We start from the raw sequence: 14,869 nt of genomic DNA on the forward strand, positions 1-14,869 counted from the left end.
CCCTTAACATCATTAACTTGTAAAAATTAAGAAAGTTAAAATATATGTCTTAATGTTAGAAATTAAATAGAATGCTATCCTTTTATTGAACCTACCATTACACCTTTTACAAAGTATTTCTGTAAAAAAGGATATATAATAAGCAGTGGCGCAGATGACACTATAATTACTCCATATTGTATAAGCTGCTTAGCCTTCTGTTTTGCTAAAAGTGTATCAACGTCATTTACCATTCCCTGCTGAGGTTGCGATTGTATTAGGATATTTCTAAGGATAAGTTGCAGTGGATACAATTTTTCTTTATTTATATAAATCAAAGCATCAAAGAAGCCATTCCACTGCCCTACTATAGTGAATAGGGCGATAACAGCAATAATTGGTTTTGACAATGGTAGAACTATCTTTATAAAAGTCCCAATTTCACTACATCCATCAATAGCTGCTGCTTCTCTTAACCCTTCAGGAATGCTCATTGCAAAGAATGTACGAGTAATTATCAAATTGAATACGCCCACCGCATTGGGTATTACCATTGACCAAACTGTATCTACCATATGAAGGTTTTTTACTAATAGATATGTTGGAATAAGTCCGCCTCCAAAGAACATAGTTACCATAAAAACTGCCATAAAAAAATTCTTACCGTAAAAACCTTTTACTGATAATGGGTAAGCCGCTGTAACAGTTAGTATAACCGTTACTAATGCACCTAACGCAGCATATATTATCGAATTTCTATAACCAGTCAAAATTGAGCTATCGCTAAATATTCTTTTATATCCCTCAAACGTAATTCCTTTAGGCAGTATCCATACTTTTCCTATCGATACAAGATCCGGATCACTAATTGATGCTATCACTATAAAATACAGCGGATATAATACTATAATTAAAATAACTGTGAGTATGAAGTAATTAATTAAATCAAATACCATATCCTCTTTAGTCTTTCTCTTTGTTAATCTCATTCTATTCCCCCCCTCTACCACAGACTATCTTCACTAAATCTACTAACTATTTTGTTTACGCCCACTAAAAGTACTAGGTTGATGACTGATTGGAATAAACCAACCGCAGTTCCAAATTCATACTGTGCCTGCTGCAAGCCTATTTTATATACATAAGTTTGAATTATTTCAGAAGTATCTAGATTTAAATTTGTCTGCATCAAAAATGCTTTTTCAAAACCTACATTCATTATTCCTCCCATAGCTAATATGAGCTGTATTAATATTATTGGCGCTATTCCAGGCAAATCTATAGTTAACATTCTTCTAAATTTACTAGCACCATCTACTATTGCAGCTTCATGCAATTGAGGGTCTATTGATGACAATCCAGCTATATATATTACTGCTGCAAAACCAGTCCCCTGCCACACACTAGAAAACACATAGAGAGGTCTAAAATATTTTGGAGAAGAGAAAAAATAAATTTCTTTTCCTCCTAGCGCTTTAATTATTACGTTTATAATGCCTCCATCCGCAGACAGAAAAACAATCATTATACCAACAAGAACAACAGTAGAAATAAAATAAGGTGCATACACTACAGTCTGCATAAATTTTTTAGTTCGTTCACTTGTCAATTGATTAAGCATCAGTGCTAATACTATTGGAAGTGGGAATGTTACTATTAATTGTTCAATACTCAGCACCACTGTATTTTTAATAAGCATAGAAAATTGATAAGAAGAAAAAAATTGATGAAAATACTTAAAGCCAACCCACGGACTTCCTATTATACCGTTTGATGGTATGTAATCTTTAAAGGCAAGCAAAATACCATACATTGGTACATATTTAAAAATAATAAAATAAATAAAAGTTGGTAAAATTAATAGATAAAGTTGATAATTCTTTTTGATTTTTGCTACAGCACTAAATTTATGCAATTATTTTCCCTCCTAGGTCTTATTCTTTGATGAGTATAGATAATATGATTAGTCTTCCAAATCCTAATTACACTTATTATATAAGGTATTCATGTAATTTCTGAATACTTATGAATATGTGAATTCGTATTCATGGACTTGATAATAATAAGCGCTGTTTTATTAAGCGCTATTTATTTAATTAATAATATTAATATTCAATTGCTTTCAGACTAGATTCTCTAATAACAAGCCGAGGTTCTAATATTATATGTCTTTCTTTTTGCTTTTCACTATTATTAATTATATCCATCAACATTTCAACTGCTCGTCTCCCAATTTCTTCAACAAGCTGTGCCACACTTGTGATACTTGGGCTAACTTCTTTAGAAATATAGGTATTATCAAAACCAACTAATGCCACTTTTTCAGGTATCTTAACATTCATACCTTTTAATATATGAAGAACCATAAGTGCCTCGATATCATTATGTGTAAAAATTCCTATCCCCTCATCATTTAAGTTACTAAGGACAAACTTTTTTAAGCCATCAGCTATTTGTTTATTTTCACCCTTATTAATAAAAATATAATTTTTATCTAAATCAAATCCAGACTTTACTATTTCTTCTTTAAACCCCCTTTCTTTCTCATCACATTCATATCCAATAAATACAAATTTTGAATATCCCATTTCTATCAAATGACTTGCAACCTTCTTCCCACCTAAATAGTGAGATATAGAAACACAGCTAAATCCTTTGACATCTTGAGTAATAACAACAATAGGCAACTTACTGTTTTGCAGACTTATAAAATATTTATCCTTCGAATCGCTAGGAACGATAAAAATTCCGTCAACATTATAATTTTTTAATATATTCATATATTTTTTTTCTTTTTCCAGATCACCATCTGTGTTAAATAATATAATACTATATCCATAATTTGCTGTTTCGCTTTCTATTGCTTTAATTATATCTGAAAAGAAAGGATTAGATATATCTGTAATAATAACGCCTATAAGCAAAGTCTTATTGCCAACTAAGCTCTGTGCAATTATATTTGGCTGATAATCAAGTTTTCTAACACATTCCATAACCTTAGCTTTGGTTTCGGGATTAACTGAAGCATTTCCATTAATAACTCTTGAAACTGTTGCTTGAGAAACTCCTGCCATTTTTGCTATATCTTTCATTGTAATCAATCAAACATCATCCTCTACTCTATGAATACGCATTCATGTTCTAATCATATTTTATAGCTGACTACATATATTGTCAATATTATTTCAGTAATTACACTTTGGCTTCTCAGATTATAAATATTCAAGCAATATAGAAGAACAGCATAGTGCAACCAATATGTATTAGTGCTAAGAACTGTTTACTACTTAGGCAAAGTAATTTCCGTTTAAGTTATTTTTGAGAATACGTTTTCTTGTCTTTCACAAATATTTTATCATCAAATTCATGTTCTGTCAACGCTTTCATTTTAAATTAATGACTTATTCTGGTTTTCTCTAAAACCAAGTATTATCTTTGTACTTTATGATAATTTTTCTTTAGGGCCTAGCTATTGTTTATTGTTTTATGAATACAATGAAACAATAGCTATATTCATATTGCTTCTATAAGTTTTCTTATATACAAGATAATAAATAGCGTGTATATAAATAAATCATTTCTATTACAAAACTGTGAAAAGAAGAAATCAGGCTTTTACCACTCTGAATAGGAAAACAGTAACAGCGAAGTGTGCTGTAAATAAACGACCGTTTATGGGACTAGATGTAAAATTAAAATAATTTGTGTAATAATGATCCCATATTCTGTACACATTTATCTTATCTTCTTTATCAATATGACTAACAAAAAAGTAGAAAGAGCCTTGATTTTACTCAACGGCTTTTAAGGTTACAGGATTCAAAGTGCCATGACTCATTGTTCTAAAACAGATCAAAAGTCTGCTGTTCAAAATCACTTGACCTATTTAATAGATAAGGAATTTGATTTAAGATTGTCTGAGTTTGCATATCATCAAATATCCATGATTCTATCTGACTATTTGACAGGAGTAAAGGCATCCTGTTGTGGACATCTGATATTGATGAGTTAGCACCTGTTGTTAATATCACAAATCTGGCGTCGCTATCATAGATATTAAAGACTCCTGCCATATACATAATTGATTCATCCTTTGGCGTAAAATAGATTTTTTCCTTATTTGTGTTCCATTCAAAAAAACCGGATGCAGGAACAACACATCTTCTCGAGACTAAGCTTTCTCTAAACATTTTTTTCTCGAAGATTGTCTCTGAACATGCATTTATGATTGCCCCTCTGCTCTTAAAGTTAGGGAAACCCCATTTTAATATATCCGCTTCAATACTTTTGTTTTTAGCCACCAGAATAGGCACATCATTAGTGGGATAGATTTCACCTGTTTTATATTTAGGTTTATTTAATTTCTTATCTAACTCTGCTACTATTTTCTGAATTTCTCTCGATGTTTCATCATCAACATAATATCTTCCGCACATTTAGTACCCTCCTGATATATACTTCATTATATTATATCTGATATATACTTTTGCTTACTATACCTTAGCATACTCTAAAGTTGTGGATATATTTCATCAAAAATCACTCTCATCAACTTAGCTGGTTTTCTACATTCAGCAGCAATTGAAATAACAGCATCTTTATCTCGCAATATAATTGAAAGTTGTGAATACTTACCATCTGCACGGAAAGAATTATTCTCTCCACCCCAAAATAAATACCCATAACCATATGAGTCATTTCTATTCTCAACCTGCTTTTTGGTGCTTTCCATGACCCATGCTTCTGAAATTAGCTGCTTTCCATTCCACCGACCTTTTTGTAAATACAGCATTCCAAACTTGTGAAATTCTGATAAAGTAAGAAATAGTCCTCCTGCACCAAAAGTGTTCCCCAAAGGATCAATTTCCCATGTAGGTCTCTTAATTTCTAATGGCTGAAACAACCTTGGTGTAAGATATGACACCAAATCACATCCAGCTCTACGTTGTACAAGTATTCCTGCTAAATAAGGACCTACGTTGTTATAAACAAAATGTGTCCCTGCCTCATATACAAAAGGTATAGCTAAAGACAATTTAACCCAATTATCTTCAGCATAAAGTGGTCTCTGTGCACCCATCAAACTGCCATGTTCCTGCCCTAAACACATGGTAAGTAAGTCTCGAACAGTAGCCTTTGCAAGATAATCACTAACGTTTTGCGGCAAATCCCTTTCAAATACATCCACAAGTTTTTCATCAATAGATAATAAACCCTCCTGTACGGCAAGTCCAACTGCACAAGAAGTAAAACTCTTACTTGCAGAGTAGATGTTTCTTCGGCATTCCTCATCCCAAAGCTTTTGTGCTATAAGTTTCCCGTTTTGAGAAACCTTTATTCCTAATACTCCAAGCTTAACAGCAACCTCATTAAATTTTTCCAAATTCATATCGGTCTTCCTCCAAAATAATTTTTTAAACTTACTATTTGTCTATATCTTCTTTAAATAACTTTTACTTGCCATAGAATAATTATAGCATTTATCACATATATTCCATAAAATTTGATATGGTTAGATGAAAAAATTCAATTTGAAATGAGAACTAAAAAACACCTCAAAATCCATCTATGAATAATGCGGTGTCCTAAAAAGTATTCGATTTTACTGTTTGTTTGTTAAATAAAAAAATTGCGAATTAAATCATAGACATATTATTGTTAAAGATCATTTTATAGCAACCGGTATCCATATCTCAACATTGCAAATATCTGCCGCATCGTCCCATAAGACATATTTTTCAATAGTAGGTAATCCTGATTTTTTATATTTGCTTTGAGGAAGAAATTCGTGATTAATTCGCTGCCACACTTGATTAAGCACCTGTTCAGATATTTTTCCGTTTGCCTCAAAAATCAACCACGTAGCAGATGGATACGTATAACTATCGAATTCTTCAATGTCCTCCTTATCCCATTCAATACCACACATATAGTCATTGCTGCCATCCTCACCAAAACCAAAACATAAGCCCAAATCGCATATGTGTCCGCTTAACTCTTTCATGGTTTCAGCACTTCCATCACTTTTAACGATTGCCCAAGTACCTCCTCCATACGGTGTCGTACGTCTTCTTCCAATTACTTTGAAAGGTTCTCTGATAGTTATCTTATAATTCATTTTATCAACTCCTTTAATAGTAAGTGCAAAGTACAAACGGCAATAGAATGTTAGCTTTATATTGTTTTTTCTTACCATAGACGGTGCAACACCATGTATATGCTTAAAAGCCACACTGAATGCATCCGATGATTTATACCCGTATTTTAAAGCGATATCAATTACCTTATTATCTGTATTTTGCAATTCGTAGGCAGCACAGGTAAGTTTTCTGCATCGGATATATTCTGATAAAGGAATTCCAGTAATTTGAATAAAAGATCTCTGAAATATATTAAAAGGGCATGCCATAATCCTGCTTATCTCATTAGAATCGATTTCACCATTCAAGTTACTTTCTACATATTCAACCGCTTTATTCATTCTATCGACCCAGTCCATAACTTCACCTCCCGAATTCTATTATAAAACGCTCTGTTTGTATTTTCCCGTTATTTAATAAACAGATGTTAACGGATTATCAATTTTATTGCTTTTTGTTAGATAAAAAAACAAATATAGATAATGCATATCCTGACTCTTATAGCCTTCTTGCTTTGACTACGAAAGTTACAGGAAGCATCTTTGCTTTTATTGCAAAATCGCTGTTATCGTTCCGTAATTGCATAATTTCATCATCAGATTCCTCAATCATTTGCTCAATTACAAATCCTGCTTTTGCCAACGCATTCACATAGGTTGATAGTTTACGGTCCGATAATGTTAGTGCACCTTCATCAAGAGCTACTGAATACCAAGATTCATCAAAATAACATTTTTTAAAAGCAAGTATATTATTTTCAGCAACAACACATTTGTGTATAGGATGAGACCAACTAAAAATAAATACACCACCTTTCTTTAAGTAAGAAGCGATTCTACAAAAAGTTCCCTCAAGGTCGGTTGTCCAGCCTATGGCGTAAATCGAATAAACAAAGTCAAAATAATCCTTGGGGATACCACATTCTTCTTCCATGGGAGAACAAATCAATTTTGCTGAAAGACCACAAGCCGTCAAATGTTGTTTTGCCTTTTCGACTTGTTTTTCTGATATATCTATACCCCATAGTTCAGATGCTTTATGATCCCCATGATATTGCAAGGATTGGCCGTTTCCACAGCCTATCTCTAACATCTTTTTTCCTGATACATCACCAAAAAGTTGACATTTTTCTTCTGAGATAAATGCTCCGTACAAAGGAAGTACTATTGCTTCTAAAAAGTCGTTTCCTTTTGTATCCCAATAGAAGCTGTTTGTTTTATATACAGAATTCTTGTCCATACTGACCACCCTTCCCCGAATATAAATAACCTATATTCACTATATCTTACAATTACGCCTTGATTGTAGGATAATTATAACATATATTACATACATTATTATGATATTTTGCTAAAATTATATTGGAGGAAAATTTCTAACGACCACAAATTGTTTTAATGCTCTAAAATTGTTTTAATGTATTTCTAATAAGTTTATCAGCAAAGTCTACCACATCATTTATTGATTCCATCATACCATTCATCATCCATTGATCTAAGATACCACAACAACCTTGTGCAACAAAGTAATATGACCATTTGTGTATAGCTAACGCATGCGTCTTTTCACAAAATAATCATCTCCTTTTCTCGTACAACAGCAAAAGAAAAAAAACGTCGTAAAGCAGACATATTTTCATGCCTGTATTATCTTAAAAATAACGGTTTTTTGCCATATTTTATGGCAGTACAACTTCGGGCCAATTTAGCCCGAAGTTAAATCGCCTTTCATGACGATTGTCAATCAAATGAACTAGATGTTTTTGATTTTGTATCAAGTCAATATAGGTTTTGAATCAAGCCATGTCATCTCTAAGTGAATCAATAATATTTTCTCTTTTTATCTTGCTAGTGGAATACAGCATTGTAATGAACACGATAAAGAACACGCTGAACACACTGATTCCGGTACTGGCCCAAGGAAACACAAAATTGGAATTGCCCCCCATTACCTTGTAAATCAGCCAAGAAGAGATTGATGCTATAGGAAGCCCAAAAAGCAACGCCTTCATGCCATAAAAGCCACACTCGAAATTCATCATCTTTTGGAAATCCCGGTCAGACATCCCCACAGAGCGGAGCATGGCAAGTTCCCGCCGGCGCAGCTTGATATTGGTGGAAATGGTATTGAATACATTGGCAATGGCAATCAGTGAAATCAGTATGACAAAGGTATAGCTGAACACATTGGCAATAAACACCATATTACGGTTCTGCTCAAGCATCTCAGAAAAATTTGTCAAGTTATAACTAGCTGTAATTCCAGCACTCTTAATGATGTTACTCATTTCAGCGGTGGACTGCGAAGGACTTTTCGATTTAAAGGTAAAACCTTTATCAACCTTTATATCAGCAGGTATATACTTGTCTTTCAGCGAATAGGGGGCAATCACGCTAAAAGACAATGAATCCTTAGCAGACTTCTTTATTGGAGTGTTTTCTAATGTTTTAGTTGGACCAGGAGGAACTATATTGACAAACTTAGTCCTTATGTTTCGTTGCTGCGCCATCTTGATCTTGCTATTTGTTTTTTGAGTAATGGTAAAATTCATGGTAGACCTCTTGAATAGATTAGCTAACTCATTAACATGATGAGTCTTATTGTCTTTAAAATGCTCACTCACTTTTGCCACGGAGATGAATTTTGCATTTTGTCCAGTATACTCATCTACAGGCAAGCCTAAGCTTTTTATAATTTTTATATATGTGCTGTCATCAAGAAACTGCATTTCTATTAGAAGATTAACAATTTGGTTCTGGGAATGGGAACCTTTATTTTTCCAATATGAATCTGAAAGATCACTTGCTTTGGCAGTACCGGAACAATCCATAATTGCTTGACAGGTGCTTTGGTAAACACCAGGGGCTGTTTTTAGTTTGCCATACAGCGACAATAGTTCTCTATCATCCATGTCCTGTGTAGCAAAGCTGATGTCATAGTTATTATACTCCTTTGACTCACCTGACCACTGTTTTATATCTATTATAAAGGAACTGGTAGATATAAATAGGACTACGCTTAAAACCAGTGATAGTACAATGCTTCTATACCGTTTCTTATTTCTTTTAAAGTTCTTTAGTGCAAGAGTTCCCTCTAAACCGTAAATACGCTGTGATAATTTTGACGTTTTTATCGCTTTGGATTGAACTTTAATTTCGTTGGTCTGTCGGATACTCTCCATAATTGGTGTATTTGCCGCCTTCTTTGCTGGGATATAGGCAGAAATCAAGATGGTAACTATGCTCACCACCGCCGCTACAATAATTGCTGGGAGAGATATGGTTAAGTTAAAAGGAACATTGGCGTATAGAATGCTATTAAATTTCTTGGCTACAACGGAAATCACAATATCTATACTTCCTAAGCCAACTATAACACCGATGGGTATGCCCATGGCACCGACACAAAGTCCCTCAAATAGCACCGAGTTTCGCAGCTGTTTTGCAGTGGCTCCCACAGATGAAAGAATCCCAAACTGGTGTGTTCGTTCGTTCAGTGATATATTGAAGGAATTATAAATGAGAAAAATGGAGCCAATCATGACTATGGCAATGACAATACCGCCAAGGGAGTATAGAAACGTATTGAATACCCCATTTTCGGAAAGACCCATGAAACGCAGCACATCATCATTAAAAACATAGCTATGATTTACCGCTGTGGTCTTTCCATAACTATGAACCCTACGGGGGTTTTTAAGCTTCACAAATAGGCTGAAGTTGTCTGCTTTGCCTTGGGGACCTACTTTTGTTATCAAGGTATATCCCGGCGCGGAAGATTCCTCAAAGTAAGGTTTTAGGTATATCCCTACAACGGTGTAAGTTTTTTTTGCTTTTGGAACAAGAGTTTCTTTCCCGGAAATGTAAGGGGAGTGTTGACCCAGATTCTTGTTGCCATTCATACGGCTTCCCACATCAAGTGAAAGCTTATCACCCACCGCAAATTTAACGCTGCCCTTTACCTCCAAGGCCAAGGGAACAATGATCTCTCCGTCATTTTTAGGTTGCCTTCCTTCCATCATGGTGATAGGTAAGGTATGAAAGGCTTTCTTGTTGAAGCCAGCTATAAAAGCATAGGGTTTATTTGGTGTTTTCACGCCATTAAGCTTTACGTAGCCTATATTTTCATAGAAGGCGGTGTTATCGACAGCTTGGTCATGGTTTCGTTCCTGTACAAAAGAAGAAGTTACATTAGGAAATTGAACGTGCCAATCGCCGTACTTTTGAGCCGCTCCATTTGCCATATAGTGCATCAGGGAAACTCCAAAGGTTATTACGCCGGTAATTAATGCAGCGGAGAGAATGACTCCCATAACCGTTACAAGCGTTCGTGTGCGGCTTTTTTTCATACTTTGCAGCGTAACTTTATTAAAGATATTCATGCTCTCACCCTCTCGTCTCGCACTACTTTCCCGTCTGATATACCGATAATGCGGTCTGCTTGCAGGGCTATATTTTCATCATGTGTTACTATGATAAGTGTCTGATTGTATTTTTTATTGCTTGCTTTCAGTAGCTTGACAATTTCATGACCATTTCGGCTATCCAAACTACCAGTTGGTTCGTCGGCAAGCATGACCGCTGGGGCATTCATCAAAGCACGTCCTATGGAAACACGCTGCTGCTGTCCTCCTGATAGCTGATTAGGTAAATGTGTTTTTCTCGCTGATAATCCAAGAAGTTCTAGTAAGTCATCAAGCCTTTCTTTGTTGACCTTTCGCTTGTCCATCAGTATAGGTAAGGTGATATTTTCCACCACATTAAGAGTCGGAATGAGGTTATGAAATTGGTATATAAGTCCTACCTGACGCCTGCGGAAAATGGCAAGTTTTTCATTATTTTGTGCATATACATCTTGCCCCTCCAAATACACTTTTCCGCTTGTAGGTACGTCCACACCACCGATGATGTGAAGCAAGGTGGATTTACCAGAACCAGAGGAGCCAATGATTGCGGTAAAATCCCCCTTTTCTATCGTAAGCGAAACATGGTCAAGCGCGATAACTTGGTTTTCGCCCTTGCCGTAGACCTTGCATAAATTTTCAACTTTTAAAAACTCCATTATGTGAGTCTCCTTTCTTATGTTTTACCCATATAATAGAACCTTATGCTTACATCTCTGTGACTTTTAGGTGAGAGATTCGTCACTTTGGGAAACGAATGGAAAATATCGCGCCACCTTGTAGATGATTTTTTGCGATAATCGTTCCACCCTGTCGTGTTATAATCATCTTGCAGAGAGCTAGTCCAATTCCATATCCCGTAGCGTTTGGATTTTTTCCACGATAAAATCTGTCAAACAGGTAGGGTAAATCTTCTTTTTCAAAGCCTGTGCCGCTATCGTGTATGATAATCTCTGTAAACAATGAGTTGTCCTCGCAAAAAATCTCAATCTTCCCATTCTCGCCTACACTTTCTATGCAATTTTTGAGGATGTTTTGAATTGCTTCCGAAAGCCAACCTGAATCGCCCTGAATAATCATCCCTTTCAGTTCATTCATTTGCAAATCAATATGGTGCAGTTCCATAGAGATTAGGAATGGACGAAGTGCTGCAGATATCAAGCTGTTTACATCTACCTGCTCACTTTGGAACACCACAATGCCTGCGTCCAAGCGAGATAATTTCAGCAGGGAAGTAAGCAGCCAATCCATCTGTACAAACAATTCTTTTGTTTCCCATATCAATTCTTTCCGTTGATTTTCGTCAGGGTTATTCTCTAACAATGACAGAATAAGGTTCACGGACGTTAGAGGTGTTCGAAGTTGGTGGGCTACGTCAGCCAGCGACTCTGCAAGATGTTCTTTTTCTTTTTTTAGTGCGTCGTTTTGCTCCCTAATACGCATTGTCATTTTTGTTATCTCGCTTTGAAGAATGGAAAGTTCACCCTCGTCGGATTCACAAATATACAGATGGTCAGCATTATGAAGTACGAGATCGATTTGATCTGAAATTTGCGCAATACTTTTATATCGAGCTTTGGTAAACACAAAAAATGCTGTTCCAAAAGCGGCAGCGGAAGCAATAGCAAGCATTCCAGACGCCGTACTTATTGCAAACCCCAGCGTCGCAGTAGTGGCAGCTATTAAGGAAAACAAAATGGCAAACTGCCGAAACTCTCTATTCCGAAGCATATCCGTCCCCCAATCTATATCCTATCCCTCGAATGGTCAGAATGATTTGCGGGCTTGCTGGGTCATTCTCTACCTTCTCCCGCAAGCGTTTAATGTACACAGTCAATGTATTGTCATTTACAAACTCGCCCGCAGCGTCCCACAATTCGTCAAGTAACCTGCTCCTTGTGATAATATTTTTGGGGTTATTAATAAAAACCAACAACAAGCGATATTCTAAGGCTGAAAGAAAAACCTCACTGCCGTCCTTTTTCACGACGCCGCTTGCCGTATCGACATGAAGCCCGCAAATTTCAAAAGCCGATGGAGAACGCCCGCTTTTTCGCAGAGCTGTTCCAATTCGCGCAATCAATTCACGCGGACGAAAAGGCTTGGTGATATAGTCGTCCGCACCCATGTTCAGCCCGGTAACAACACTTGCTTCATCGCCGGAAGCCGTCAGAAAGATAACGGGAACATCCTGCCCTTCTTTGATTTCCGTGCAAACCGTAAAGCCATTTCCATCAGGCAAAGAAATATCTATAAGCGCCAAGTCAAATTTATTTCTGGTAAGCGCGGCAAGGGCTTCACTCCGCGTATGGGCGTGAGTGACTGTAAATCCCTCTGAGCGGAGTAAAAGCACAAGGTTTTTAGCGATTGCTTTATCGTCCTCAACCAAAAATATCCGTTTCATTAGTTAGACCTCCGTTTCCTTATCCATTCTTGCAAGTTGTCTAAATCCTCGTCAGTCAGTTTCTTGTCTTGATCAAGCGCCGATAGCAGACTGATAAATGAATTTTCATGGTATTGCTTAACAAAATTCCTGGTTTCAAATTGAAGATAATCTTTCTTTGAAACGAGTGGGTAATATAATCTTTCCCTGCCTTTTTTTTCTGAGCGTAAGAACTCCTTTTCTACCAACCTGCTAAGTAATGTGACAACCGACTGTATAGGCCAGCTTTTTTCTCTCGATAAATGACCCATTACCATAGATGAGGTTACTGGAGGCTCATAGGTCCAGATAGCTTTCATCACTTGAAATTCTGCTTCGGGAAGCCTTTTCATATAATCACCCTTTCTACTAACACAAGTGTGTTAGATTGATTGCATAATACATCTGTATTAAACGGTTGTCAATAGTGTAAATAAGATTTTTTTTGAAACGAAAATCCGTAAATAGTGCATTTTTCGCCTCTTCGTTTACCGGCAAGCAGGGTAACTGTAGCCACAGTTGCAAATTTTATGAATTTTCATTTGCGGTCAAACCCATAAAACTGCTTGTTTGGCCCAGCCTCCACCAATAATTATGATTCCTTTCATTTACCTTTCTCCCTTACATATCCATAGAATTCAATCCTTATAGTAATAATGAAGAACTGTTCCTATTTATTTTGCTATGTATTAGCTTATTAAATTTGAATTTATTTTGTAGCAATTATATATAGTATTTTTTTGCACATACTATAAAGAGTTTGAATTCTTTCTAAAATCAATTATAAAATTCAGGAGGAAGCTTATGGATAATAAAGATAAAAATAGATATAATGATTCAATGGCCTTAGATCCTAAAATTATCAATTCAAATGAAGCTAATAATAATGATGTACATCCGGTTGGTATTGACAATAGAAATGCTTTAGATAAAATACATGACAAAAATAAAAACAAAAAGTAACTATACAATATAATGATTGCCATGTGAAACTAAATTTTCGCATGGCATAATCAATACTGAGGAGGTAATCAGATGGATAATAATGATAAAGGCAGGAAAAATGCTGAAGATAGATATGATGCTCCAATGTCTTTTGACCCTGATACTTTTAGTTCATATTTAGACAGCGGAAGTAAAATTCGCCCTGACGATATGAAAAGTACAGCAATAAGCCGAAAATTCCACAAAAGGGATAAATCTTTATATTAGTTATAAAAAATGGTTGCACCCTATGTCGGATAGTTCCGCTCGTTAAGCAATTTTACCGCATCTTTTAGTCAAATTTCCTAATGGCTCATAACTCGGCTGCGCCTCAAACAATTCGCCATCTTAACGGAAATTTGCCTAAAAGACACGGATAATTGCTAAACTCACTCCAAATGCCTCCGTCGGATGTAACCATTTTTAATGCCCTAACTCTTAATATTAACAAATTACTTTTATTTTATTAATTCTATTACCTTTCTATCTTAATTCACTAACTTCAAAATATATTACTGTCTCTTTTTAACTTCTTCGTAAACACGCTGTACCGTTTTTTTATTTAGCAACCACCTTTTCTCCTATTTAGTGGTGTATCTTGATATTAATTTAGAGTTATCCACAATTGAAAAAAACACTATTTTCTAACACTGGTGTTCAGAGAATGGAAATGAAATCATATTGACAAGATAAATAGAAAACTTTAGTAGCGGGTCCAAAATTTTAGCATTTAAAAAAGTCAGTATCCTTAGTAAAGTAATGTTTGGACAAACTTTTAAGGAGGATACTGACTATTGAAAAAACAAGATAATTATACACTATTATTCGAAAAAGTGTTAGATTTAATTGAATGGGATTTGTTGAAGAAAAGCTCATATAAGTTAAATATAAACTATAGAACAATTTCAAACCATTTAAAGTCTCATTTATATTTCCATATAT

At 35.3% G+C, this 14,869-nt stretch carries 15 protein-coding genes; 2 read left to right on the forward strand and 13 right to left on the reverse strand.

Annotated elements, in window-relative coordinates; translation table 11 throughout:
• Positions 1 to 74: 74 nt before the first annotated feature.
• From CLORY_RS13830 to CLORY_RS13885, 13 genes are all read right to left on the reverse strand, one after another.
• Complete coding sequence (locus CLORY_RS13830; protein WP_079425442.1) at positions 75 to 968, reverse strand: carbohydrate ABC transporter permease; 894 nt, start codon at positions 966 to 968, stop codon at positions 75 to 77.
• Positions 969 to 982: 14 nt separating this feature from the next.
• On the reverse strand, positions 983 to 1,894 hold the full coding sequence (locus tag CLORY_RS13835; RefSeq protein ID WP_242954417.1) for an ABC transporter permease: 912 nt from the start codon (positions 1,892 to 1,894) through the stop codon (positions 983 to 985).
• Between the two features lie 190 nt (positions 1,895 to 2,084).
• The gene (locus CLORY_RS13840) at positions 2,085 to 3,071 is read right to left on the reverse strand and encodes a LacI family DNA-binding transcriptional regulator (RefSeq protein ID WP_242954418.1); all 987 of its coding nucleotides are present in this window, start codon (positions 3,069 to 3,071) and stop codon (positions 2,085 to 2,087) included.
• Positions 3,072 to 3,821: 750 nt separating this feature from the next.
• Positions 3,822 to 4,415 carry an SOS response-associated peptidase gene (locus tag CLORY_RS13845; protein ID WP_079425446.1) on the reverse strand — a complete coding sequence of 198 codons (594 nt, stop codon included), beginning with the start codon at positions 4,413 to 4,415 and terminating at the stop codon, positions 3,822 to 3,824.
• A gap of 74 nt (positions 4,416 to 4,489) precedes the next feature.
• On the reverse strand, positions 4,490 to 5,368 hold the full coding sequence (locus CLORY_RS13850) for a serine hydrolase domain-containing protein (protein ID WP_079425449.1): 879 nt from the start codon (positions 5,366 to 5,368) through the stop codon (positions 4,490 to 4,492).
• 276 nt (positions 5,369 to 5,644) lie between these two features.
• On the reverse strand, positions 5,645 to 6,478 hold the full coding sequence (locus CLORY_RS13855; protein WP_079425451.1) for an AraC family transcriptional regulator: 834 nt from the start codon (positions 6,476 to 6,478) through the stop codon (positions 5,645 to 5,647).
• 139 nt (positions 6,479 to 6,617) lie between these two features.
• Positions 6,618 to 7,358 carry a class I SAM-dependent methyltransferase gene (locus CLORY_RS13860; protein ID WP_079425453.1) on the reverse strand — a complete coding sequence of 247 codons (741 nt, stop codon included), beginning with the start codon at positions 7,356 to 7,358 and terminating at the stop codon, positions 6,618 to 6,620.
• A gap of 163 nt (positions 7,359 to 7,521) precedes the next feature.
• Positions 7,522 to 7,665, reverse strand: a complete 144-nt coding sequence (locus CLORY_RS24240; protein ID WP_169911628.1) for a TetR-like C-terminal domain-containing protein — start codon at positions 7,663 to 7,665, stop codon at positions 7,522 to 7,524.
• A gap of 249 nt (positions 7,666 to 7,914) precedes the next feature.
• Positions 7,915 to 10,500, reverse strand: a complete 2,586-nt coding sequence (locus tag CLORY_RS13865) for an ABC transporter permease (RefSeq protein ID WP_079425455.1) — start codon at positions 10,498 to 10,500, stop codon at positions 7,915 to 7,917.
• Positions 10,497 to 11,180, reverse strand: coding sequence for an ABC transporter ATP-binding protein (locus CLORY_RS13870; RefSeq protein WP_079425456.1), 684 nt, complete (start codon positions 11,178 to 11,180; stop codon positions 10,497 to 10,499). Before CLORY_RS13870 ends, CLORY_RS13865 begins: the two co-directional genes overlap by 4 nt.
• A gap of 82 nt (positions 11,181 to 11,262) precedes the next feature.
• Positions 11,263 to 12,252, reverse strand: a complete 990-nt coding sequence (locus CLORY_RS13875; protein WP_079425458.1) for a sensor histidine kinase — start codon at positions 12,250 to 12,252, stop codon at positions 11,263 to 11,265.
• Positions 12,239 to 12,925, reverse strand: a complete 687-nt coding sequence (locus CLORY_RS13880) for a response regulator transcription factor (protein WP_079425460.1) — start codon at positions 12,923 to 12,925, stop codon at positions 12,239 to 12,241. The genes CLORY_RS13875 and CLORY_RS13880 overlap by 14 nt, the downstream gene beginning before the upstream one ends.
• Positions 12,925 to 13,296: a BlaI/MecI/CopY family transcriptional regulator gene (locus CLORY_RS13885; RefSeq protein ID WP_079425462.1), complete on the reverse strand. Its 372-nt coding sequence runs from the start codon at positions 13,294 to 13,296 to the stop codon at positions 12,925 to 12,927. The genes CLORY_RS13880 and CLORY_RS13885 overlap by 1 nt, the downstream gene beginning before the upstream one ends.
• A gap of 451 nt (positions 13,297 to 13,747) precedes the next feature.
• Between CLORY_RS13885 and CLORY_RS23305 the strand changes: the two genes are divergently transcribed.
• Positions 13,748 to 13,906: a hypothetical protein gene (locus tag CLORY_RS23305; RefSeq protein WP_169911626.1), complete on the forward strand. Its 159-nt coding sequence runs from the start codon at positions 13,748 to 13,750 to the stop codon at positions 13,904 to 13,906.
• 72 nt (positions 13,907 to 13,978) lie between these two features.
• Positions 13,979 to 14,155 carry a hypothetical protein gene (locus CLORY_RS23310; RefSeq protein ID WP_169911627.1) on the forward strand — a complete coding sequence of 59 codons (177 nt, stop codon included), beginning with the start codon at positions 13,979 to 13,981 and terminating at the stop codon, positions 14,153 to 14,155.
• Positions 14,156 to 14,869: the final 714 nt, after the last annotated feature.

This window comes from Clostridium oryzae (genome assembly GCF_002029235.1).
Classification (GTDB): Bacteria; Bacillota; Clostridia; order Clostridiales; family Clostridiaceae; genus Clostridium_AE; species Clostridium_AE oryzae.

What these genes read in the sequence shown, in the direction of transcription:
- CLORY_RS13830 (WP_079425442.1), bottom strand. Translation starts at nt 968, where the DNA reads ATGAGATTAACAAAGAGAAAGACTAAAGAGGATATGGTATTTGATTTA.
- CLORY_RS13840 (WP_242954418.1), bottom strand. Translation starts at nt 3,071, where the DNA reads ATGAAAGATATAGCAAAAATGGCAGGAGTTTCTCAAGCAACAGTTTCA.
- CLORY_RS13845 (WP_079425446.1), bottom strand. Translation starts at nt 4,415, where the DNA reads ATGTGCGGAAGATATTATGTTGATGATGAAACATCGAGAGAAATTCAG.
- CLORY_RS13850 (WP_079425449.1), bottom strand. Translation starts at nt 5,368, where the DNA reads ATGAATTTGGAAAAATTTAATGAGGTTGCTGTTAAGCTTGGAGTATTA.
- CLORY_RS13855 (WP_079425451.1), bottom strand. Translation starts at nt 6,478, where the DNA reads ATGGACTGGGTCGATAGAATGAATAAAGCGGTTGAATATGTAGAAAGT.
- CLORY_RS13860 (WP_079425453.1), bottom strand. Translation starts at nt 7,358, where the DNA reads ATGGACAAGAATTCTGTATATAAAACAAACAGCTTCTATTGGGATACA.
- CLORY_RS13865 (WP_079425455.1), bottom strand. Translation starts at nt 10,500, where the DNA reads ATGAATATCTTTAATAAAGTTACGCTGCAAAGTATGAAAAAAAGCCGC.
- CLORY_RS13870 (WP_079425456.1), bottom strand. Translation starts at nt 11,180, where the DNA reads ATGGAGTTTTTAAAAGTTGAAAATTTATGCAAGGTCTACGGCAAGGGC.
- CLORY_RS13875 (WP_079425458.1), bottom strand. Translation starts at nt 12,252, where the DNA reads ATGCTTCGGAATAGAGAGTTTCGGCAGTTTGCCATTTTGTTTTCCTTA.
- CLORY_RS13880 (WP_079425460.1), bottom strand. Translation starts at nt 12,925, where the DNA reads ATGAAACGGATATTTTTGGTTGAGGACGATAAAGCAATCGCTAAAAAC.
- CLORY_RS13885 (WP_079425462.1), bottom strand. Translation starts at nt 13,296, where the DNA reads ATGAAAAGGCTTCCCGAAGCAGAATTTCAAGTGATGAAAGCTATCTGG.
- CLORY_RS23305 (WP_169911626.1), top strand. Translation starts at nt 13,748, where the DNA reads ATGGATAATAAAGATAAAAATAGATATAATGATTCAATGGCCTTAGAT.
- CLORY_RS23310 (WP_169911627.1), top strand. Translation starts at nt 13,979, where the DNA reads ATGGATAATAATGATAAAGGCAGGAAAAATGCTGAAGATAGATATGAT.